The sequence below is a fragment of the Niabella hirudinis genome (assembly GCF_051201075.1).
GTDB lineage: Bacteria > Bacteroidota > Bacteroidia > Chitinophagales > Chitinophagaceae > Niabella > Niabella hirudinis.
In genome coordinates this window covers 571,408-595,294 of record NZ_JBPEHJ010000001.1, presented here as the reverse complement: position 1 = coordinate 595,294, position 23,887 = coordinate 571,408, and the positions used below count along the sequence as shown (strand labels likewise).

Annotated in this window: 13 protein-coding genes; all 13 read left to right on the top strand. The window is 49.0% G+C overall.

The window, feature by feature from the left end:
• Positions 1–53: 53 nt before the first annotated feature.
• On the top strand, positions 54–1,736 hold the full coding sequence (locus tag GGU45_RS02210) for an FAD-dependent oxidoreductase (RefSeq protein ID WP_435221605.1): 1,683 nt from the start codon (positions 54–56) through the stop codon (positions 1,734–1,736).
• A gap of 124 nt (positions 1,737–1,860) precedes the next feature.
• Positions 1,861–2,076 (top strand): hypothetical protein, encoded by a 216-nt coding sequence (locus tag GGU45_RS02205; protein WP_435221604.1) that lies wholly within the window; start codon positions 1,861–1,863, stop codon positions 2,074–2,076.
• A 62-nt stretch (positions 2,077–2,138) separates the two neighbouring features.
• Positions 2,139–3,371, top strand: coding sequence for a DUF2264 domain-containing protein (locus tag GGU45_RS02200; protein ID WP_435221602.1), 1,233 nt, complete (start codon positions 2,139–2,141; stop codon positions 3,369–3,371).
• Between the two features lie 238 nt (positions 3,372–3,609).
• Entirely contained in the window at positions 3,610–5,577 is a 1,968-nt protein-coding gene (locus tag GGU45_RS02195) for an alpha-L-arabinofuranosidase family protein (RefSeq protein ID WP_435221600.1), read from the top strand.
• Positions 5,578–5,998: 421 nt separating this feature from the next.
• Positions 5,999–9,199, top strand: coding sequence for a SusC/RagA family TonB-linked outer membrane protein (locus GGU45_RS02190; RefSeq protein WP_435221598.1), 3,201 nt, complete (start codon positions 5,999–6,001; stop codon positions 9,197–9,199).
• Positions 9,200–9,249: 50 nt separating this feature from the next.
• A complete protein-coding gene (locus GGU45_RS02185; protein WP_435221597.1) occupies positions 9,250–11,205 on the top strand; it encodes a RagB/SusD family nutrient uptake outer membrane protein in 1,956 nt (651 codons plus the stop codon).
• 78 nt (positions 11,206–11,283) lie between these two features.
• Positions 11,284–12,483: a DUF5000 domain-containing lipoprotein gene (locus GGU45_RS02180; RefSeq protein WP_435221595.1), complete on the top strand. Its 1,200-nt coding sequence runs from the start codon at positions 11,284–11,286 to the stop codon at positions 12,481–12,483.
• 28 nt (positions 12,484–12,511) lie between these two features.
• Positions 12,512–13,750 carry a DUF4998 domain-containing protein gene (locus tag GGU45_RS02175; RefSeq protein ID WP_435221593.1) on the top strand — a complete coding sequence of 413 codons (1,239 nt, stop codon included), beginning with the start codon at positions 12,512–12,514 and terminating at the stop codon, positions 13,748–13,750.
• A 90-nt stretch (positions 13,751–13,840) separates the two neighbouring features.
• Positions 13,841–15,778 (top strand): glycoside hydrolase family 97 protein, encoded by a 1,938-nt coding sequence (locus tag GGU45_RS02170; RefSeq protein WP_435221591.1) that lies wholly within the window; start codon positions 13,841–13,843, stop codon positions 15,776–15,778.
• A gap of 13 nt (positions 15,779–15,791) precedes the next feature.
• Complete coding sequence (locus GGU45_RS02165; RefSeq protein WP_435221589.1) at positions 15,792–16,865, top strand: glycoside hydrolase family 43 protein; 1,074 nt, start codon at positions 15,792–15,794, stop codon at positions 16,863–16,865.
• Between the two features lie 17 nt (positions 16,866–16,882).
• A complete protein-coding gene (locus GGU45_RS02160; RefSeq protein WP_435221587.1) occupies positions 16,883–19,045 on the top strand; it encodes a glycoside hydrolase family 43 protein in 2,163 nt (720 codons plus the stop codon).
• A gap of 76 nt (positions 19,046–19,121) precedes the next feature.
• Complete coding sequence (locus GGU45_RS02155; protein ID WP_435221585.1) at positions 19,122–21,596, top strand: alpha-L-arabinofuranosidase family protein; 2,475 nt, start codon at positions 19,122–19,124, stop codon at positions 21,594–21,596.
• Positions 21,597–22,447: 851 nt separating this feature from the next.
• Positions 22,448–23,782, top strand: coding sequence for a glucosidase family protein (locus tag GGU45_RS02150; RefSeq protein WP_435221583.1), 1,335 nt, complete (start codon positions 22,448–22,450; stop codon positions 23,780–23,782).
• Positions 23,783–23,887 lie beyond the last annotated feature (105 nt).

The following is a 23,887-nucleotide window of genomic DNA, read 5'->3' as shown; positions in this document are numbered from 1 at the left end:
AAATAGAAATAAAGTGTTCATAGATCTGAACGGTTTAGCCCTTTTGAATCTTGATGAAAAGAAAAAAATTTATCCGGTCATTAGCAATAGGAGGAGGAGCGGTTGTTTCGGGGAGCATTACCGGGTGGAAGCCGCTGGCCGCCGCCGGTGACGCAAGAGCTGCGGACATCATTATTTATGGCGGCACCTCGGCGGCGATAACGGCTGCGGTAAAGGCAAAACAGTTAGGAAAGTCGGTAATGATCGTTTGTTCCGAACGGCATTTAGGTGGTATGACCTCGGGAGGGTTGGGTTTTACGGACACCGGCAATAAATCGGTGATCGGTGGCCTGGCCCGGGAGTTTTATCACCGCATCTGGCTGCATTATGAAGATCCCGGGTCCTGGGAATGGCAAGAAAAAGCGGCGTATGGTAACAAAGGCCAGGGCACCCCGGCAATTGATGGAACCAACAGAACGATGTGGATCTTTGAACCTCATGCGGCGGAACAGGTTTTTGAAGGGTTGATCAAAGAGCAGGGTATTGCCGTGTTTCGGGAGGAGTGGCTGGATCGTTCGGGGGGCATACAAATGAAGAACGGAAAAATTGTTTCCTTCAAAACGTTGAAAGGAAATATATATTCCGGGAAGGTATTTATTGATGCTACTTACGAAGGCGACCTGATGGCGGCGGCTGGTGTTAGCTTTACCATTGGAAGAGAATCCTCCGCAATCTATGGCGAAAAGTGGGCAGGCGTACTTACGGGTGTATTTCATCATGGACATTATTTTAAATCCCGGGTTGATCCTTATAAGACCCCCGGCAAGCCTTTAAGCGGACTGTTGCCGGGCATTTCGGAAGAAGCGCCCGGAGCCTATGGTTCCGGTGATCAAAAAGTGCAGGCCTATTGCTACCGGATGTGTTTTTCATCGCATCCCGAAAACCGCGTGGCATTTCCACAGCCTGCAGGGTATGATCCCGCTCGCTATGAATTGCTGGTACGGGTTTTTAACAGCGGATGGCGCGAGCTTTTTCAGAAATTTGATCCCATCCCCAATTTAAAAACAGACACCAATAACCATGGGCCTTTTAGTACGGACTATATAGGGATGAATTATTTGTATCCTAATGCATCCTATACCCTTCGAAAACAAATTACAGACGGTCACAGAGACTATCAGCAGGGATTGTTTTACTTTATAGCCACCGACCCGCGGATACCCCGTGATGTACAACAGGAATTTCACAAATGGGGATTGGCAAAAGATGAGTTTACCGATAATAAGAACTGGCCATTTCAGCTGTATATCCGGGAAGCCCGGAGGATGGTTAGCGATTTTGTGATGACGGAGCACGAAATTCTTGGCCGGCGCGCTGTTCCGGACCCGGTGGGGATGGGCTCCTACACATTGGATTCGCATAATGTGCAGCGTTATGTAAGCCCGGAAGGGTTTGTGCAGAACGAGGGCGATTTTGGCGTGCATGTATCCCGGCCTTACCAGATTTCGTATAAAGCCATCGTTCCAAAAGCAGCTGAGTGCGAAAATTTACTGGTGCCGGTCTGCCTGTCCAGCTCTCATGTTGCTTATGGTTCTATCCGGATGGAACCGGTGTTCATGATCCTTGGTGAATCGGCTGCTACGGCTGCAGTTATGGCTATTGATGACCAAACAAGCGTACAAAAAGTAGATTATGCAGCGCTGAAAAACAGGTTGCGGCAACAGCAACAAAAAATAGACGGACCGGCAGGTTCATAATACTGCCGATAAACTGTATCTTTACCGGGCAAATCCCTTCTAAACCTTTTTGTACAGAAACAGGCTGTTACGCTGTAATGCAGTTTTTTGCGCCTGGTACAATGGTAACCTTAAAAACGAACTGATGACATTAAACCAATTTCTGGCAGCAGACAAGACAGAGCAAATGAACGCCATGTGGCGTACAAGCTTCATCTCCGAGAGTACCGATTCGGAATTTACTTATTCGCTTTATTCGCTTTTCGATTTTTATTTGGAAGTAAAAGTTTCTATTCAGGACAAGAACGTGTGCCGGTTTGAATGCTTTAAGCAGCCCCAGGTTCGCTATGCAATTATCTGACCTCCGGATTACCGATATAGGCGCTACATTTGTTGGATCAAAACTCCGATAAAAATAGTAGCATGAAGACGAAAAAATTTATGGCCCTGGCGATGCTTTGCCTTATTACAGGTAACACTTATGGTCAGGAGGCAAAAGACGCAGACGGGCGGCGGATGCAATGGGTACAATTGCTGGATAAAGTGGTGCGGCCGGTTTTTACCAATATGGCGGCAGATCAGTTGCGGAAGAATATGCCGAAGGAAATTTCGCCGGTAAGCGATAACCCCGATGCACGGATCAAAGCCCAATACCTGGAAGCGCTGGGGCGTGCTTTTAGTGGCATTGCACCCTGGCTGAATGGGGAAGGTGGCCCGGCGGCGGAAATAAAATTAAGAAACCAATACCGCACCCTGGTCATTGCTTCTATCCGGAATGCAACCGACAGTACAAAAAATGATTACGTGTTGTGGAAGGGGGCACAACCACTGGTGGATGCTTCTTTCTTTGCACTGGGCCTGGTGCGGGCGCCATGGATCTGGGAGCATCTCGGCAGCAAAACGCAGCAGGATGTTGTGACTTGTTTGCGACAGACACGCAGTACCGTACCGGGATATAACAACTGGATCCTTTTCTCCGGGATGATTGAAGCCTTTTTTCTCAGGTATGGATATGAATACAACCCGCTTACCATCGAATATGGGGTGCGTACATTCATGTACCAGTGGTACGCAGGCGATGGCCTCTTTAGCGATGGACAGCATTTTCACAATGATTATTATAATAGTTATGTCATTCAGCCTTATTTGAAGGAGATCCTGGATATCGCCGGGCAAAAGAATGGCCGTTATAAACAGGAGCGGGAGCAGCTGTCGAAAATCAACGACCGGTATTCGGAAATACAGGAACGGACGATTAATGCCGATGGCAGTTTTCCCGCTTATGGCCGGTCCATCGTATACCGGTCGGGCGCCTTTCACCATCTTGCCAATATGGCTTATAAGGCGCAGCTGCCGGCTTCTCTTGCACCGGCACAGGTACGCGAGGCCCTGTTTGCCGTGCTGCAGAAAACATTGGCGCCTTCCGCTACCTATGATCAAAACGGCTGGATGGTGATAGGGCTGAACGGAAAGCAACCCGGGCTGGCCGATACTTACAATAACCAGGGAAGCCTGTATCTGTGCACCGAAGCCCTGCTGCCGCTGGGACTGGCTCCGGATGCCCCGTTTTGGAAAGATGCGCCCCTGCCCTGGTCATCAAAAGCCATCTGGAATGGCGAAGATTTTCACGGGGATCATGCGATGGATTTGAAGTGAATGGGAAGAGACAGCAGTTTGAGGTTTAAGTTCCATGTTTAAAGTTTCAAGTTTAACAGCCTCCTGAACAGGTTCCGGATCTCAAATCTCAGTCCTCAAATCTCGGTTATAGTTCCTGATTCATATTTGGAAATATAAAATCATTTTTCTATATTTGATTATTAATTGTTAATTTGACAATTAATAAACGATATTTAACGATTGGATTTGAAATGGTATAGCTTGTAATTTCCTGTATATGAAACAAAAACTACAAATTTTCATTTTCCTGTTTTTGGCGCATTATGGAATAGCGCAGGATAAAACCTTTGTGATCCGCGCTGGTGCGCCGGTAGCAGTAGTTCCCTCCACGATGTACGGCGTTTTTTTTGAGGACATCAATATGGGGGCCGATGGCGGTATTTATGCAGAGCTGGTAAAGAACCGGTCATTTGAATTTTTTAAACCGCTGATGGGCTGGAAGGTGGAGCAGAATCCCTTCCGGGAAGGCGCGGTGCTGGTGCTCAACCGGAAAGAACAAAACACAGCCAATCCCCGTTTTCTGCGGGTAGCGGCTCCGGGCAATCAACAAGGCGCCCTTTCGCTTACGAACGAAGGGTTTAGGGGGATGGGGATCAAAAAGGATCTACACTACGACTTCTCTTTTATGTATGCGACCCAAAGTTCAGGGATAAAACTTTCGGTCACCTTGCTCAATGCAAAAGACCGGGTTATTGGATCCGCCGCCCTGGCACCACCGGCAACCGCCGGGCAATGGAAAAAACAGGAAATACGGTTTATAGCCAATGAAACAGAAGAGAAGGCCCGGCTCAAAATCTCGGTAGAAGGTAGTGGAACCATCGACCTGGATATGATTTCCCTGTTTCCGGAAGATACCTGGAAGGGGCGCAAAGGCGGCATGCGCGCGGATATGGTGCAAATGCTGGCCGATATGAAGCCGGGCTTTATCCGTTTTCCGGGGGGCTGTATCGTGGAAGGGTTTGATCTTTCGCAACGCTACCAGTGGAAAAAAACCATCGGGCCTATAGAGGAGCGGCAACTGCTGATCAACCGCTGGAATTTTGAATTTCCACACCGGTCTGCACCGGATTATTTTCAAACATTCGGGCTGGGCTTTTTTGAATATTTTCAGCTGGCAGCGGATGTTGGAGCCGAACCCCTGCCCATCCTCAACTGTGGCATGGCCTGCCAGTTCAATTCGGCGGAGCTCGTTCCGCTTGCTGAGCTGGATCCTTATATACAGGATGCCCTGGACCTGATCGAATTTGCCAACGGACCGGTTACTTCAACCTGGGGAAAAATACGGGCCAATATGGGGCACCCGGAACCCTTTCATTTAAAGATGATGGGGGTGGGTAATGAAAACTGGGGCCCGCAATATCTGGAGCGGCTGCAGCTGTTTCAAAAGGCCATCAAGGCAAAATACCCCGGCTTTAAGATCATCGCCAGCTCCGGAACCGATCCGGATGGTTCGCGTTTTGACCTGCTCAATAAGGGGCTGCGCGCATTGAATACTGATTTTATTGATGAGCATTACTACCGGCCGCCGCAATGGTTTTTCAGCAATGCAAAACGTTATGATCAATACCCCCGTTCCGGTACCAAAGTTTTTGCGGGAGAATATGCGTCACATCCGGCAGGCGTGGCGCCGGAAAAAAAGAATAACTGGCTGGCGGCTCTTTCGGTGGCAGCTTTTCTTACCGGCGTGGAGCGGAATGCAGCAGTAGTGGAAATGGCTTCCTACGCGCCGCTGTTTGCGCATACGGAAGGATGGCAATGGTCGCCCGATCTGATATGGGTCAATAACCTGAAAATATTTGGTACTCCCGATTATTATGTGCAAAAGCTCTACGCCTTAAATAAAGGCACGAAAGTAGTGCCCCTTACCATGAATAATGAAGTTGTAGCGGGCCAGGATAGTTTATATGCATCGGCGGTACTGGATGAGCCTGCGCATGAAATCGTTATTAAGATTGTAAATACGCTCCCGCGCGAACAATCTGTACGGCTGCAATTGCAGGGAGTAAAAAAGATAGCATCGGCAGCAAAGCTGATCCGGCTGCAGCATGATGATCTGAACGGGGTTAATTCCATCGGCAATCCGCGAAACATCGCACCGCAGGAAACTGTGATTCGTTTATCGGGCAAACAACCCCAGGTGCGCCTGGCGCCTTATTCTTTTAACCTGGTCCGGCTGCGGTATTGATGAAAAACCGAAACTGCTGATCAGGCAAATAAACCGGAACAAAGAGGGGGGCAGTTTGAGGTACGCTTTTGATACAGGAATGTGGAATGAGTCTTGAAAAATAAATAAATGTTATTTTGACAATTAATTTATTTTATTTATATTCGTGCAAACGTTTGCGGAAGGCGGTGCTTATATGAGAAGAGAAAGCTTGCAGCGATTGTATTGTAAAAAGCCAATTATTAAACGATGACGCAGATGAGGAACAAAACTGCAAGGGGACGCAGGAGCCCCGGTTAACCCGGAGCCGGCCCTTTTACAGGCATAGCATAATATGTTATATACCGGTAATACTTCGGACCATGTCCGGAGGTGGAAGTTGCATGCCTTATGTTATAATTGTCTAAATGACAAATAAAAAAAATAGTAATTGCCATAGATTATGAGAAATCAATTCCTTAAAACAGGACTAAAAACAGCCCTTACATTGTTTGCAATTTTTACAGTTGCATTTTCATTTGCCCAAACGGGGATCGTAGTTAAAGGAACGGTTACCGACAGCCTGGGCCTGGGGATCGCTAATGCTACGGTACGGGCTATTGGTACGGGGCAGCAGGTAAATGCCGACAGTACCGGCCATTTTCAATTATCGGTTCCGGGTAAAGAGATACTGGAATTTTCATCCGTGGGATTTAAGATCATCCAGCTGCGTATGGCAGACTACCCGCCGGATGCCGGGGGTGTGGTGCAGCTGCGGGCTGTTTTGACGCGTGAGAATGCAGCGTTGGATGAAGTAGTGGTGGTGGGTTTTGGCACCCAGCGCAAGAAGAGCATGGTAAGCTCTGTTACTTCTGTAAACGTAGAAGAGCTGCGGGTGCCCACCGGTAATATCACCAACGCCCTGGCCGGACGGGTAGCCGGCATGATCTCTTTTCAAACCAGCGGGGAGCCCGGTTTGGGTACGGACAATTCCCGGTTTTTTATCAGGGGGCTTTCCACCTTTGGTACCGGCAAGCAGGATCCGCTGATATTGATTGACGGAGTGGAGTCAACGCCCACAGATATGGCCCGGATACAGCCGGATGATATTGCTGATTTCTCTGTATTGAAGGATGCGGCGGCTTCTGCGGTTTACGGAGCGCGCGGTGCCAATGGAGTGGTACTGATCAATACCCGCTCCGGAAAATCGGGGGTAACAAAATTTGATCTCCGGTCGGAAACGCGGATCTCTTCCAATACAAAGAACTTCAACTTTGCCGATAATATCACTTATATGAACCTGGCCAATGAAGCTACCGTAACGCGGTCGCCCAACGCGGTAACACCCTATTCGGTTAATAAGATCAATCATACCATTGCCGGTGATGATCCTTACCTGTATCCCAATAATAACTGGATCGATATGCTGATAAAAAAGCAAACGGTTAACCAGAGTTATAATTTAGGACTATCGGGAGGTACGCCCAAGGCGCGGTATTATGTGGCCGGCTGGTACCAGGTCAATAACGGTAACCTGAAGGTAGACCCCGTAAACGATTTCAATAATAATATTAAGCTGCAGAGCTATTCCCTGCGGTCAAACATTAACCTGAACCTGACAAGTACCACGGAGCTGATCGTGAGGCTGTACGGGCAGTTTGACGATTATAAGGGCCCTATCGGAGGCGGTGCAGCTACCTATAATAATGCCATCTGGAGCAATCCGGTGATGTTCCCCGCCGTTTACCCCGCAAGTATGCTTCCGTATATTGAGCATCCGCTTTTTGGCTCTGCAAGAACCTATTCATCAAATGGAGATCTTACCAATACGCTTTATGTAAACCCGTATGCGGAAATGGTAAAAGGTTATTCGGTTACCAAAACCTCCAACCTGATGCCGCAGTTGGAGCTAAAGCAGAATTTAAAATTTCTTACGCCGGGACTGAGTTTCCGGGGGATGGGTTACGTAAGACGCGTTTCCTCCTTTGTTGTAAACCGGAGTTATAATCCCTTTTATTATGAGCCGGTGGTGAATCCGCTGGATCAGACCTACCAGTTAAAAGTATTGAACGATGGCACAACCGGGTCGGTGGGTACCGTAGGTTCAGAAACCCTGGGCTATGCCGAATCCGGAAAGGATGTAAATTCAATGATCTGGGCACAAGGCGCATTCGATTATAGCCGGCGGTTTGCCAAACACGATGTCGGCGGTATGCTTATCAGTTATTTGTCCAGCTATGAAACCGGAAATGGCGGAAGTGTGACCGGTTCACTGCCACAGCGCAACACGGGTATTTCCGGCAGGCTTACCTACGGCTATGACGATCGCTACATGGCCGAATTTAATTTTGGCTACAATGCTTCGGAGCGCTTTGCTGCCAGCAGCCGCTGGGGATTTTTCCCATCGGGCGGGGTTGCCTACAGGATTTCGGGCGAAAAGTTTTTTCAGCCGCTGTTGAATACGATCAATACTCTTAAATTCCGGTTTACTTACGGTCTTGTAGGAAATGATCAGATCGGCAATACCAGCGATCGCTTTTTTTATCTTTCGAACCTGAGTTTGAATGATCCTGTTTTTGGTGCCAGCTTTGGCCGCAATGAGGGCGGAGGTGTTTATTCCAGGCCGGGGGTATCTATTGCCCGCTATGCCAATAATAAAATAAGCTGGGAGCGCTCCAAACAAATCAACCTGGGAATGGATCTGACGATGTTTGATGCGCTGGATCTGACGGTAGATGTATTTAAACAATATCGCACCAATATTTTAATGCCGCGTACCTATGTGGAAAATGCAGCCGGGTTTATGGCTACCCCCATATCCAACTATGGCAAGGCGGAAAGCCAGGGTATGGATGTAGCGCTCTCGTTTCGCAAAAACATCGGCCGGAATTTTAATATAAATACCCGGGGAACCTTTACCTATGCTACCGGCAAAAGAACGGTTGTAGATGAGCTTCAGTACGACCAAAGCATGGCGTATAAATCGCTGGTAGGACAGCCGCTGGCACAGCGCTGGGGACTGATAGCCGAGCGCCTGTTTGTAGATAAAAATGAAGTAGCCAACTCGCCATTGCAGTATGGTGACGCCGGTTTGCTGGCAGGAGATATCAAATACCGGGATGTAAACGAAGATGGCGTCATCAACGATGATGATATGGTGCCCATCGGCTATCCCACGGTGCCGGAAATTATTTATGGCTTTGGATCCACGCTCCGGTATAAGAACATCGACCTGGGATTTTACTTCCAGGGGTCTGCCCGGTCTTCCTTTTTTATCAATCCTCAGAATATACAGCCCTTCTTTAGAAATGGCGGTTATGAGAACGGGTTGCTGAGTGCCATTGCGGAAAGTCACTGGTCGGAGGATAACCCCAACCTCTATGCCTTCTGGCCAAGGCTCAGCACCTGGAACGTGGAACCTAACAACAAGAGCTCCACCTGGTGGATGCGCCAGGGAAATTTCCTGCGGTTAAAGAGCGTTGATGCCGGTTACACCTTTGATAAGCTGAACCGGATAAAGGTGAACAGTGCCCGTGTCTATTTTGCGGCAACCAACCTGGCGCTCTGGAGCAATTTCAAAATGTGGGATGTGGAAATGGGCGGCAACGGATTGGGATATCCCATACAGTCGGTATACAGCTTTGGCGTGCAGGTTAATTTTTAACAGGCAGCGCCATCAAACTATTTATTACAAAAATGTGAATGATGAAAATAATGCAATCATATAAAAAAACAAAGACCGCCGCCGGCAGTTTGCTCCTGGCACTGTTATTGGCAGGGGGCTTTTCCTGCAAGAAATTCCTGGACATCGTTCCGGATAACGTGGCCACTGTGGAGAGCGCTTTCAAGCTCCGCAAGGAAGCCGAAAAGTATTTGTTTACCTGCTACTCCTACCTGCCCAAAAACGGCGATGGATGGTTTAATGCCGCACTCACAGCTGCCGATGAGATCTGGTATCCGCAAAACGATCAGTCTACCTGGCATGCCGCCTTCCGCATTGCGCAGGGCCAGCAAAATAAGAGCACTCCCTATTTTGATGAATGGGCGGGGGAGCGCAAAGGAGGCTCCGGCGATACGCGCGCGGTTCCGCTTAAAATATGGAGGGGCATTAACCAGTGTAATATTTTTCTGGAGAATGTAAGGGATCTGAACAAAGTACGGGACATTGATCCCTTTGAACGGGAACGTTGGATTGGAGAGGCCGAGTTTCTGAAAGCCTACTACCACTACTACATGCTGCGGATGTATGGCCCCATACCTATTATGGATAAAAGCATTGACCTGGATGCCGAAAATATTTTTACAAAAAGACAGCCGGTGGATGCCTGTGTGGATTATATTTCGGCACTTCTTGACAGCGCCTATGCGAAGCTTCCTATGAAGATCACCGATGAAAATAATGAAATGGGACGTATTACACAAACCATTGCCCTGGCGGTAAAAGCCAAGCTGCTGGTAATGGCCGCCAGCCCCTTATTTAACGGTAACCCCGATTTTGCATCGTTTACCGACAAAGAAGGCACCCGTTTTTTTAGTGCGAACTATGATCCTCAAAAATGGGTACGGGCGCGGGATGCCTGCAAGGCTGCTATTGACCTGGCAGCGATGAACGGACACGAACTGTACACCTATAAGAACGATGTGTACAACCTGAGCGACCCCATGAAAATCCAGATGAATGTCCGCAATGCTGTTACTACCTGGTGGAACCCTGAAATTATCTGGGGAAACTCCAACAGCTATTTTAATAATGAATTTATGTGTGTACCTCCGCTTGAAAGAGGAACCAATTTTGACCGTTTTAGTTTAAGAGGGCTTTGGGCGCCCCCGATGAAGATTGTAAAATTGTTTTACACCCGCAATGGCGTACCGATGGAGGAAGACAAGACACTCAATTTTACCAACTACACCGAGCTCAGAACTGCTACTGCTGCCGATAAATATTATATTGAACCCAATTTTGTAACCGCCCGGCTGCATTTTGACCGGGAACCCCGTTTTTACGCGGATATCGGTTTTGATGGCGGCATCTTTTATATGCAGGATAGCCCCAGCGGCAGCGATGAGAACACCTACTACCTGAAAGCAAAGAATGTGGAGAATGCCGGCTACGGGCATTTTCAGAACTATAGCGAAACCGGGTATTTTGTAAAAAAGCTGGCGAACTGGAGAAGTACTACCCGGGGGCAAACCAATCCTACCTGGCTGGGCTACCCCTGGCCGATGATACGCCTTGCCGATCTGTACCTGCTTTATGCCGAAGCGCTCAATGAAACAGAAGGCGGCTCTGCAACTGCTATTGAGTATGTTGATAAGGTAAGACAACGGGCGGGGTTAAATGGCGTGGTAGAATCCTGGACCAACTACTCCAACAGTCCGGCAAAGTTTACAACAAAAGAAGGGTTAAGACAGATTATTCAACGGGAACGCTCCATTGAAATGCTTTTTGAAGGGGAGCGCCTTTGGGATTTGAAACGCTGGAAATTGGCGGCTGAAGTGCTCAACGAGGATATTACCGGCTGGAATATTTTTGGAAAAACAACGGCATCGTTTTACCAGGAGCGCTTTGTGTTTGATCAGACCTTTATCACCCCCCGGGATTATTTCTGGCCCATTGGTGATTATGACACCCGGAGAAACCCGCAGCTGGTAGAAAATCCCGGTTGGTAAAGCGGCATCATATTACAGAATCTTTTACCGCACTATTAAAAAAATCATCCCGCAAAGCGGGTAAATAAAAGCAAACGGATGAAAACTGTATTTAATATATTTTTTTGGGGATGGGTGATCGTTAACCTGGTCTCCTGCAAACAGGACCTGGGCTGGCGGCAGCCCGTTGGAGAAAGTACCGATAAGCCACAACCGCTTTCAGATGCCCGGGTAAAAAATCTGAATGGCAAGGCAGAAATATCCTACGCACTGCCAAAGGATCCCAATGTATTGTATGTGGCCGCAAAGTATACGATGACGAACGGACAGCCTGCTGAAGTAAAATCGGCCTACTATTCCAATACGCTAACGGTGGTAGGGTTTGCGGATACCAGGGATTATAAGGTAGAACTTTATACGGTGAGCAGGGCCGGCATCAAATCCGACCCGGTATCTGTAACCGTAACCCCGTTAGAAGCTCCTATATGGCAGGTATTGGAAAGCATTAACGTGGTGGATGCGTTTGGAGGATACAATCTTTCGGCGGTCAATCCCACAAAATCGGATATATCTATATTGGTGCTCCGGCAAAACGAGTTTAAAGAATGGGCTATTGATAACAATAAGAGTATTTATACCAATATCGATTCTGTGCTGTCGAAGGTCCGGGCGCTGGATACTACCGAACATATTTTTCCTATTGTGGTGCGGGATCGCTGGGGCAATACGACCGATACGGTTTTCAAAAAAGTAAAACCCATGTTTGAAGCGGAGTTTTCCAAAAGCCTCTTCCGGCCCTTTGTTTTACCCGGCGATGCACCGCAGGTAACCAACGGCGCGCGGCTGGAATATGCCTGGGATAATAAACTGGGCTGGCCCAATACCAGTTTTACCCTGCAAACAACAGGGGGCCCGGGTCCGCATACCATCAGCTTTGATATTGGTGTTACTGCCAAGTTAAGCCGTATATGGATAAGGCCATTCCCGGAAGGCACCCGGTACTATTTCCTGTCCACCATGAAGCGGTTTGAGATATGGGGTTCCGCCAGTCCGAGCCTCACCGGCGCCTTTGATAATACCTGGACCCTACTGGGTTCCTATGAGGTGGTGAAGCCATCCGGCACGGCCTATGGTACGGATAGTCCCCTGGACCAGGAAACTGCAGCGGCAGGGTTTAACTGGGACATTGATTTAAACGCTCCCAAAGTCCGGTACATACGGATCCGGTGCCTTGAGAATTTTGCCGGAGGTACGGCCCAAAGCATTAATGAATTGAGTGTGTTTGGAGATAACCGATAATACATTCTGAAAAATAAAAAATATACGGATGAAAAATGTTCAACTAATGATCGCCCTGCTGCTTTTAACCGGCATCATTGGCTCCTGTTCGAAATGGGACAACTTTAAAAAATACATTGAGGATGGGGAAATATTGTATACCGGTAAAATGGACTCGGTGAAAATTTATTCCGGCAAGGAGCGGATACAGCTTTACGGTCTGTTAAAGGCAGACCCGAAACTAAGTAAAATTTCCATTTCCTGGGATAATGGGGCGGACTCTGCGGTGTATGACTATGCCAAGCAGTATGCCGGCATCGATACGTTTATACGAACCATCCCCGTAAGCGAGGGCGTAAAAAGTTTTAAGATCATTACCTATGATCAGGCAGGCAATAAATCGGTGGATGTTTTTGCCATTGGTACTTCCTATGGGGAGGGTTTTCGCAAAAGAATATCGGACCGCCCCGTAACCTCCTTAACCTACAGCGATGCCGGCACTACCATCAACTGGGATGTAATGGATCTGAGCACGGGTCCTAAATATACCGAGGTGCAGTATAATGATAACGGAACCACTAAAACGGTAACGGTTCCCATTACGGATGGGTCAACCTTACTGCCGGGTGTAAAACTGGTGCCGCCGCTTTACTACCGCACCATCTTCCGGCCGGATATTACCTGTATTGATACTTTTGCCACTGCGCTGCAGCCTCATAACGTCATTGCAGATGTAACGGGCTTATACCTGTCCAACACAGGTCCCGGGTTTCAGCGCAATACATTTGACGGCAGATGGGGAACTCTGGCGGCGCCCTGGGTTACCAATACCGCTGCAAAAAATAAAGGCGGTGTCAACGGGGGTTATACTTCCGATTCGCGCTGGGGCTATTCCGGACAGATCTGCTGGGAAACCTGGGGCAATACACCGGTAACGGACGGAAAGATCTACCAGCCTACATCGGCGCCCCTGCCCGCGGGTACCTATTCATTAAGCTTTCAGTATTATTCGGAAATACAATCCAACTCTACGGTACATTGTGTGGTGGCGGCCGGAGGAGGGGGGATTCCGTCTCTGCCGGATCTTTCAACAGCACTGGGATATACCGCGCTGTACAACGGGATCCCCGCAGGATCCACATCACCCAGTATGGATGAAACAAGGAGTGTTCAGTTTACCTTGTTTGCTCCGCAGGTGGTATCGATCGGGTTTTTAGGAAATATTGTTGGTAGTGGAAATCCGGGAAGTTATTTCGTGATCCGGAATATTTCGCTGGTAAAAAAATAATAGAGGAGAAAGGTATTGAGAATAATTGTTGTGCTGACATTTTATTTGTAATTTGAGTGAATGGGATATTTTTTGCGATATGGTTGGTATATGAAGCATTTATTTTTTGTAGCCTTCGGTTTGACAATGGCCTTCATTTCGCGTAGCCAGGAACTAAAGGTGACGGGGCCGGACGGGCATTTGGATCTGATGCTTTCCGTAGCGGACGGGCGGCCGGTTTACAAACTGCATTATAATGGGAAGACCTTCCTGGAAAACGCGCCGCTGGGGCTCAATACCACAATGGGCGATTTTACCAGGGATCTTGTACTGACAGGGCATCGTACAAAAAAGATTACGGAAACCTATACCCTAAACCGTTCGAAGCAATCGCAGGTACATTATGAGGCCAATGAGCTCGTAGCTACTTTTCAAAATGCAAAAAAACAGCAGGTCGATATGGTCTTCCGGGTGAGTGACCATGATGTAGCTTTTTGCTATGCGCTGCCCCGGCAAAGCGGGAGGGCCGGCACCGCTGTGCTGCAGGAAGCAACCGGCTTCCGTTTTCCCTTGCAAACAACAACCTTCCTTACACCTCAAAGCGATGCCATGATTGGCTGGAAGCGTACCAAACCCAGCTACGAAGAATCTTATAAGGCCGATGTTCCCATGGACACTCCTTCGCAATATGGAAAAGGTTACACCTTCCCCTGTTTGTTCCGGATTGGAAGGGAGGGGTGGGTGCTGGTGAGTGAAACGGGGGTAGACAGCCGTTACTGTGCTTCGCGCCTTAGTGAATACCGCTCCGGTGGGTTGTACCAAATCGCCTTTCCGATGGCAGAAGAAAACGATGGCAATGGAACGGTTGCTCCGGCTTTTTCCCTGCCGGGGCGCACCCCCTGGCGTACGATAACCGTGGGCGAAACCCTGAAGCCGGTAGTAGAAACAACGGCTCCCTGGGATGTGGTGCAGCCCCTGTATGCAACAGCCCATCACTATCAATTGGGCAAGGGTGTCTGGAGCTGGATCCTGGGCCAGGACAACAGTATCAATTACGATGACCAGGTAAAATATATTGATTTTGCCGCTGCCATGGGATATCAATACGTTTTGATCGATAACTGGTGGGATAAAAACATCGGCCGCAAACGCATGGAGGCGCTGATCCGCTATGCACACAGCAAAAAGACAGATGTCTTTCTCTGGTACAGTTCCAGCGGTTATTGGAATGATATTGAGCAGGGACCGGTAAACATGATGGACAATCCCATTATACGCAAGCGTGAAATGAAATGGCTGCAAAGTCAGGGTGTAAAGGGCATCAAGGTAGATTTTTTCGGAGGCGATAAGCAGGAAACAATGCGCCTCTATGAATCGATACTCAGCGATGCGGATGATCATGGGCTGATGGTGATCTTTCATGGCGCTACCTTACCGCGGGGCTGGGAACGGATGTATCCCAATTTTGCAGGCAGCGAAGCGGTACTGGCCTCGGAAAATATGGTGTTTACACAGGCCGCCTGCGACCAGGAAGCGTTCAATGCCTGTTTGCATCCGTTTATCCGTAATGCTGTGGCCGCTATGGAATTTGGTGGTTCCTTTTTAAACAAGCGGCTGAATCGTAACAATGATGGCGGATCAACGCGGCGCACAACCGACGCTTTTCAACTGGCCGTTGCGGTATTGTTTCAAAACCCGGTGCAGTTTTTTGCCCTGGCGCCTAATAACCTGGAAGACACAGCACCAGTGAGTTTGGATTTTATGAAGCAGGTGCCCACCACCTGGGATGAGACGCGCTTTATAGATGGGTATCCGGGAAAATACATCGTGCTGGCTCGTAGCCATGGAGCCGACTGGTATATAGCTGGTATCAATGCGCAGAAACAGGCCATAAAGCTAAAGATGGATCTGTCTGCATTTGGTAATAAAAAAAACACCGCGCAACTTATCACCGACAATAAAGAACGTGCTCCTGTGATGACGGAGCTTCATACAAAGCAGGTGGAGCTGGTATTGCAACCGGAAGGCGGTTTTGTTATAAAGCGATGATAAAGCTATAGGTATGCATAAAAACGGCATTGTACTAAAAGGGGTTTTTGTATGTTGGGTATGGGCTTGTTACGTAGGGGTGTCCACTGCGCAGGCGGGCCCTGCAGTACCGGCCGAAAAAGATATGGCCGCCTACCTGATGGTGTATTTTAAAGACGATACCCACAGCCTGTACTTTGCTCTGAGTAAGGACGGCTATTCATTTACAGATGTCAATAATGGCCGGCCGGTGATTGGGGGGGATACGATCGCAGAACAAAAGGGTATCCGGGACCCTTACATCATGCGGGGCAACGATGGGTGTTTTTATATGGCAATGACCGACCTGCATATTTTTGCGCAAAAAGCCGGGCTTCGTAACACGGAATGGGAGCGGGATGGAAAGTCCTTCGGCTGGGGAAACAACCGGGGACTTGTGTTGATGCGGTCAAAAGATCTGCTGTACTGGTCGCACCAGGTATTACGGATTGATAAGGCATTTGGCGGCTGGGATAATATTGGCTGCGCCTGGGCACCGGAGCTGATGTATGATGACCAGGCAGGAAAAATAATGTTGTATTTTACCATGCGCTTTGGTAATGGGCTCAATAAGCTGTACTATGCCTGGCTTAATAATAGGTTTACGGGGCTGGAGACCGAGCCCCGGCAATTGTTTCAGTATCCCAGGTACAACCGGAATTTTATTGACGGCGATATTATAAAAGCAAACGGGAAGTACCATTTGTTTTATGTACCCCATGATGGGGTACCGGGTATTAAACAGGCTGTGTCGGATCGCCTGGATGGCGGTTTTGAGTACCAGGATGCGTATTGTGATCCGGAACCCCGGGCCTGCGAGGCCCCCAATGCCTGGAAGCGTATCGGGGAAAATAAATGGGTACTGATGTATGATATTTATGGGATCAACCCGCACAATTTCGGATTTAGCGAAACCTCGGATTTTGTACATTTTACCAACCTGGGGCATTTTAATGAAGGAGTCATGAAGGCCACTAATTTTGTATCACCCAAGCATGGGTCGGTTATTCACCTTACCCGGGAAGAAGCGGAGCGTTTGGCTGCGTATTGGAGGATGAAGAATTTTTGAAGATTAAAATTTATGAAATGAGGAAATGGTTCTTTTTTTGGGTATGTATAGGGATTGTTTGCCCGGTTTTTGCGCAGGGAAATAAAAACAGATCTGCACAGCGGCCGCCGGCTTATGCCGGGTACCTCTTTACCTATTTTACCGGTAACAGCAAGGCCGAGGAAGCCATCCGGTTTGCCGTCAGCACGGATGGCTATCATTTTAAGGCCCTCAATGGCGATCGGCCGGTAATTGCTTCAGAAACGATCAGCTCAACCGGCGGCGTGCGCGATCCGCATATCCTGCGCGGGGCTGATGGCAAAACATTTTACATGGTGGCTACGGATATGGTATCAGCCAATGGCTGGAACTCCAACCGGGCCATGGTGCTGCTGAAGTCGAATGACCTGCTGCACTGGACCTCCTCAGTAGTTAATATTCCCAAAAACTTTAAGGCATTTGAAAAGGTGAACCGGGTATGGGCGCCGCAAACCATTTATGATCCGCTGAAGAAAAAGTATATGGTCTATTGGTCGATGCGCGCCGGCGATGAACCGGATGTAATCTGGTATGCCTATGCCAACCGCAATTTTACGGCGTTGGAAACCGGGCCCCGGCAATTGTTTTATAACCCGCATGGTACGGCTTGTATTGACGGCGATATTGTTTTTAAAGAGGGGAAGTATTACCTCTTTTTTAAAACAGAAGGCAGCGGTAACGGAATCAAGATTGCGGTATCGGATCAACTCACAAAAGGTTATGTGCTGCGCGATCAGTACGTGCAGCAAACCAAAGACCCGGTGGAGGGTGCCGGGGTGTTTAAGCTGAACGATGGCAGCGGCTACATTTTAATGTATGATGTATATACCCGGGGGCGTTACCAGTTTACAAAGACGACCGACTTTGAGCATTTTAAGGTGGTAGATGAAGCCATCTCAATGAACTTTCATCCCCGGCATGGAACGGTGTTGCCCATTACAAAAGCGGAAATGGCAAGGTTGTGTGGCAAATGGCTGCGGCCGGAAGATGTGCTTACGGCGGCACAGGCCCCGGTGCTGAAAAAAAATAATATCGTGTGGGATACCGCCGGTAAAAAGTTATACCTGCCGGTGCTGCCCGGCACTTCGCTAAAGCGGTTCGATCCCGGATTTACAAAGTTTCCCGGGGCGCGAATAACACCTTCCGGTCCGGCCGATTTTTCAAAAGGGCCGGTGCGTTATACGGTCACCATCGGGGGGCAAAAGCCCCAAAGCGCGGAGGTACGGATATTGCAGGATCATAACCCGGTATTGAACGGCTATTATGCCGATCCTGAAATATTGTACGCGCAAAAAACAAAACAATTTTATATCTATCCCACCAGCGATGGGTTCACGGGCTGGTCGGGCAATTACTTTAAAACCTTTTCATCGCCGGACCTGGTAAACTGGAAGGATGAGGGAGTGATCCTGGATTTGCCAATGCAGGTAAGCTGGGCCAACCGTAATGCCTGGGCGCCCTGCATTATTGAAAAGAAGGTGAACGGACAGTATAAGTATTTTTATTACTACACCGCGGCACAAAAAATTGGTGTGGCCGTGGCCGATGATCCAGCCGGCCCCTTTGTGGATTCGGGTAAACCATTGATTGCGCAAAAGCCGGAGGGGGTACGGGGCGGACAGGAGATCGACCCGGATGTATTTACAGATCCCAAAACCGGTAAAAGCTATTTGTATTGGGGCAATGGGTATATGGCCGGCGCCGAGCTGAATGAAGATATGATCTCCATTAAACCCGGAACGGTAAGGCTTATGAAACCGGATAAAACCTTCCGGGAGGGCACCTATGTGTTTTACCGTAAAGGCGTCTATTATTTTATGTGGAGCGAGGATGATACCCGCAGTCCCAACTACCGGGTGCGGTATGGAACGGCTGCTACACCACTGGGCACCATCACGGTGCCGGATAATAATATTGTTCTTGAAAAGGACCCTGCAGCCGGCATTTACGGCACTGGACACAATTCCGTTATACAGGTACCGGGCACCGATGAATGGTATATTGTATACCACCGGTTTACCTATCCCCGGGGAGTTACGATGGGGGAAGCCGCCGGTTATAACCGGGAGGTATGCATAGACCCGATGGCCTTTGACGCCGCCGGCCGTATTAAAAGAGTAACGCCCACACACAGGGGTATCGGGCCGGTGATCCTGAAATAGCGGCTATCCGAAGCTCCGGCTCAATGTTTGGAGAATGATACGCTTTCCTGAAATAATGTAAAACTGAATTTATACAATGCTGAAAAAAATTACAGGGTTCTTTCTGGTTGTGTTTGTTTTTTGCGGTAGTGCCGGGGCGCAGGAAGTGGATTCTGCCTGGCTTTTTGCCTATACAAAGACACAAAATGAAGGCCGCGGAGGATTGCATTTTGCCTGGAGTAACGATGGCCAAAGCTGGCATGCGATTGGTCCGGAATTTGGTTTTGTTAAATCGGATTACGGGCGCTGGGGCAGTCAAAAACGGATGATTGCTCCGCTGCTGTTCCCGGATGCCGGCGGCGGCTGGCACTGTGTATGGGACCTGGGAAATAAGAACGGACCGGTTGCATATACGGCTTCCGCTGACCTGGTTCACTGGCTCACACAATCCTATTATCTGAATGAGCAGGAGCTGAAGCCGGCACTGCTGCAGCAGGTTTCCGCCGCCCGGAAACGACAGCGGGAGGTCCTTATATTGGGTATGCCGGAAACCGGCAATATGGTTAAAGTACCCTGGACGGTGGTAGATGGTCTTTTAAAAAAGGAGCAACTTACGCGGTACCGGAACCAGCTGTGGGCCGAAACCACCCGGGAGGATGCCGGGCGTTTTGCATCGCTGAAGCCGCTAAATGTATCTATAAAGCCGGAGCCTTCCCGCTCAAAAAAGATCAGCGATATGCTGGTAGGCGCTTTTTTTGAGGATATTAATTATGCAGCGGACGGAGGTCTTTATGGCGAGCTGATCCAGAACCGCGACTTTGAATACCAGCCATCGGATAAAGAATACCGGGATCAAAGCTGGAACCATCAAAAAGCCTGGGCGGTATCGGGCGCAGGAACCATGCTGACCATCGATTCCACGGCGCCCATCCATCCTAACAATAAATATTATGCCGTACTGCGTACCGGGGCTTCCGGCGGAGCATTGAGCAATGAAGGTTTTGACGGCATTGCGGTAAAAGCAGGGGAGCGGTATGATCTTTCCTTATTTGCGCGCTCGTTTTCCGGAAAGGGCGGCAAACTAACGGTGCACCTCGTGAGCAAAGAGGGAGCCGTGCTTGCCACAACTGTTGTAAGTGGATTGGTTGCTACCTGGAAAAAACGATCAGCGGTACTGACACCAATGAAAACCGTAGCAGATGCCCGGCTGGAGCTGGCAACGCAGCCGGGAGCAACAGCGGGTCTGGATATGGTATCGCTGTTTCCGCGCAAGACTTTTAAGGGACGGAAGAACGGGCTGCGGGAGGATCTGGCACAGAGTATTGCCGGTTTGCATCCACGATTTATCCGTTTCCCCGGTGGTTGTGTGGCACATGGAGATGGCATCGAAAATATCTACAATTGGAAAAATACTGTTGGCCCGCTGGAGGCAAGAAAGCCGCAGCGGAACCTTTGGGGTTATCATCAGAGCATGGGGCTGGGATACTTTGAATACTTTCAGTTTTGTGAAGATATTGGTGCGCAGCCGGTACCCGTGGTGGCCGCCGGTGTTCCCTGTCAGAACTCCGGGCAGCACGGGCATGCGCTGGGTGGCCAGCAATGCGGCATCCCTTTAAAAGATATGGACAGTTATATACAGGATGTGCTGGACCTGGTGGAATGGGCCAATGGCGATGTGCATACAAAATGGGGGAAGGTACGCGCTGCGGCTGGTCATCCGGAGCCGTTTCATTTAAAATACATTGGGGTGGGCAATGAAGACCTGATCTCCGATGTGTTTGCAGAACGGTTTACGATGATCTATAAGGCGGTTAAGAAAAAATACCCGGAGATCACCGTTATAGGGACGGTAGGGCCTTTTTTTGAAGGTACGGATTATGAGCAGGGCTGGAAACTGGCCACACAGCTTGGGGTGCCGGTGGTGGATGAGCATTACTATGTATCGCCCGGCTGGTTTATATATAACCAGGACTTTTATGATAAGTATGATCGCCGCAAATCCAAAGTATATCTTGGCGAGTACGCAGCACATTTGCCCGGCCGGCCCAATAACCTGGAAACGGCCCTGGCGGAAGCCATTCACCTGACTACGCTGGAGCGGAACGGCGATGTGGTGCAGATGGCATCCTATGCGCCGCTGCTGGCAAAAGAAGGGCATACCCAATGGAGCCCGGATCTGATCTATTTTAACAACAGCACGGTAAAACCCACCACCGGTTATTATGTGCAGCAACTGTTTGGCCGGCATGCCGGGGATGTATATATCCCTGCAACGGCAAAATATTCTGATAGCAACGAAAAAGTACGCAACCGGGTGGCCTGGTCGCTGGTGCAGGACACAAAAAGCGGGGACCTGATCCTGAAGCTGGTGAACCTGCTGCCGGTAACCGTTTCCGTTTCAACGGACCTGGGCGGGTTCCGGTTAGCACCGCAGGCACAAAAAACAGTGCTGCAGGGCAATCCGGCAGACCGGGCACTTGTTCCGGCAGAAACGACTATTTCCCTGCAGGAACTCGAAAAAATAACAACCGCTCCTTATTCATTTACCGTAGTGCGTATAAAGCAACAATAACGAAATTAAAAAAGCGTATCGAGGCTGTCTTCAAAAGTCGCTTTGCTGCATGATGTCGTTCTGAAGATGTCATCCCGGGCTTGACCCGGGATCTATTCTTGTTTCGGCATCTATTGATGAACATCTTTAGATGCCGAAACAATCCCCAAGGCTCGCATGCGCGTCAGGTTAAGAACAGATCATGCTGCCATGAAATGTAGTACGGGTAAGCCTTTCACGCCAAAAAGATCGCATCTTTTAATGGCAAACGGGCGCAGCGCGCCGTTGACCCTTATAACGATGAACCTCCAAAATATCCCGTAGCCGCAGCACGGCGGCAATTTCCTGTGCACGGCTTGTACAAGCCGCAATGATTACCGGTGCGCTGCACCTTTATTACCCGTATGGTCGTTTACTAATAGGATCAGCGCTGCGCTGCAGCTCCCACGGCAAAAATTAACTTGACATGCATGCGATCGTTATCGGGAGGGGGCATGACAAAATAAAGACTTTTGACAGCCTCGCTGTTTATATAAACACCGGTTACCATTGCTATCGGAGTAAATTTGAGAAGAACCGAAAAAGCAGGCCCGCCATGTATAATAACAAGCGTATCACATGGGGCCCTGCGCATCTCGCCAGTCTCCTTATCCCTTATCATGAGTTCCTCCGGCAAAAAAAAATTTTTTCTCCAAAAAATATTATGTATCTATGTATGTACAAAGTGTACTGACTATTTCCATTAAGACAACGAAGATCTTGCCGGTTGCTAAGAATAAAAAGGCTTATTGTTGTGGCAGTTCCGGAGATACTATATGCCTCATCAGGGGCGGGCATGGTCCGTACAAATACGAATGTATTAACTACAATTTATGAAGCGATTATTTCTGGTGAACCTTATTTTTTTACTAACCGCCGCCCAGGCGCAAACGGGAAAAATACAATTGTCGTCTTATGCGGGCAAAACATCATCTGCCGGCATTAGCAAAAAGGAGCTGGCGGCGCAAATATTGGCCGATGATCGGCTGGATACCGTACAGGACCGGGCTTTAAGAATACTGACTGGTTTTAATGCCGGTACCGGCTACGGAGAGATCTGGATCCGCGACTTTAATACCTTTATAAGAGGATCGCTCAAAGTGCGGGAGCAAAAGGATGTAAAAGAAGCCCTGCTGCTGTTTTTTAAAATACAGGGCGCGGATGGAAATATCCCCGATGGCGCTATTCATAAAAAGCAGGCGAATATTGGTTATAAATACAGCTACTCCAACCTGGCGCCAGACTGGGCTGCGCATAAAAACACGGTAGAAACCGACCAGGAATCATCCCTGGTACAGGCGGTAAAAAAATACATCGATGCCACCGGCGACAGAGGAATCCTGCAGGAGGTGATCGGAGGCCAAACGGTATTGCAGCGGCTGGAGGCCGCGCTCAGCTATGTGATGGCGGATCGCTGGTCAAAAGAATATGGCCTGGTAAAAGGGGCTACTACTATCGATTGGGGCGATGTGCAGCCGGAGAAAGGCTGGGGCGTGGCGCTGAACGAAAAAACAAAATGGTCCATCGATATTTATGATAATGCCATGTTTGTAATGGCCATCAATGATTTTATAGCCATGACGCCGGCATCGGGCGCCCTGCATAAAAAATGGCAGGTAACCGCGCGCACCATTAAAAAGAACATCCGCAAGCACCTTTGGGATACTGGGAAGGCAAAGTATATACCGCATCTTTATTTAAACGGCAGTCCGTTTTCAAAAGGTTTTGATGAGCGCAGCATTCTTTACACAGGGGGCACCACCTGCGCCATTCTTGCGGGACTGCATAACAAAGCAGAGATAAAGAAAATCAATATCCAGTTTTTACAGGCGGCGGAAAAGGAAAAATTTGCCACCATTGGCATGACGGTGTACCCGCCCTACCCGGTAGAAGAATTTCCTAATATGGCAGCCTATAACTATCAGAACGCCGGCGACTGGACCTGGTTTGGCGGACGGATGATCCAGGCGCTGGCAGCAAATGATATGGCCCTGGAAGCCTATGCGGAAATGAGCCCGATGATTGACCGGGTATTGCAGAACAAAGGTTTTTATGAGTGGTATGATGTGCGCAATGGAAAGGCCTCCGGCTCCGGCGACTTCAGGGGCGAAGCCGGAGTATTGTATGATGCGATAGAATTGTTGAGAAGCTGGGCGGGGAGCAAGTGAATGGTGAATAGTGAATAATGAATGGTGCATCAATACCGTTTCCTTAGGCGGTTTTTATGAGCACCGCAGATCCGCTGATTGCAGCTGCGGGGCCGTTGCTGCGCT

Coding starts and splice junctions, on each gene's coding strand:
- GGU45_RS02165 (WP_435221589.1), top strand. CDS start 15,792: ATGCATAAAAACGGCATTGTACTAAAAGGGGTTTTTGTATGTTGGGTA.
- GGU45_RS02190 (WP_435221598.1), top strand. CDS start 5,999: ATGAGAAATCAATTCCTTAAAACAGGACTAAAAACAGCCCTTACATTG.
- GGU45_RS02170 (WP_435221591.1), top strand. CDS start 13,841: ATGAAGCATTTATTTTTTGTAGCCTTCGGTTTGACAATGGCCTTCATT.
- GGU45_RS02195 (WP_435221600.1), top strand. CDS start 3,610: ATGAAACAAAAACTACAAATTTTCATTTTCCTGTTTTTGGCGCATTAT.
- GGU45_RS02150 (WP_435221583.1), top strand. CDS start 22,448: ATGAAGCGATTATTTCTGGTGAACCTTATTTTTTTACTAACCGCCGCC.
- GGU45_RS02205 (WP_435221604.1), top strand. CDS start 1,861: ATGACATTAAACCAATTTCTGGCAGCAGACAAGACAGAGCAAATGAAC.
- GGU45_RS02175 (WP_435221593.1), top strand. CDS start 12,512: ATGAAAAATGTTCAACTAATGATCGCCCTGCTGCTTTTAACCGGCATC.
- GGU45_RS02185 (WP_435221597.1), top strand. CDS start 9,250: ATGCAATCATATAAAAAAACAAAGACCGCCGCCGGCAGTTTGCTCCTG.
- GGU45_RS02155 (WP_435221585.1), top strand. CDS start 19,122: ATGCTGAAAAAAATTACAGGGTTCTTTCTGGTTGTGTTTGTTTTTTGC.
- GGU45_RS02200 (WP_435221602.1), top strand. CDS start 2,139: ATGAAGACGAAAAAATTTATGGCCCTGGCGATGCTTTGCCTTATTACA.
- GGU45_RS02180 (WP_435221595.1), top strand. CDS start 11,284: ATGAAAACTGTATTTAATATATTTTTTTGGGGATGGGTGATCGTTAAC.
- GGU45_RS02160 (WP_435221587.1), top strand. CDS start 16,883: ATGAGGAAATGGTTCTTTTTTTGGGTATGTATAGGGATTGTTTGCCCG.
- GGU45_RS02210 (WP_435221605.1), top strand. CDS start 54: ATGAAAAGAAAAAAATTTATCCGGTCATTAGCAATAGGAGGAGGAGCG.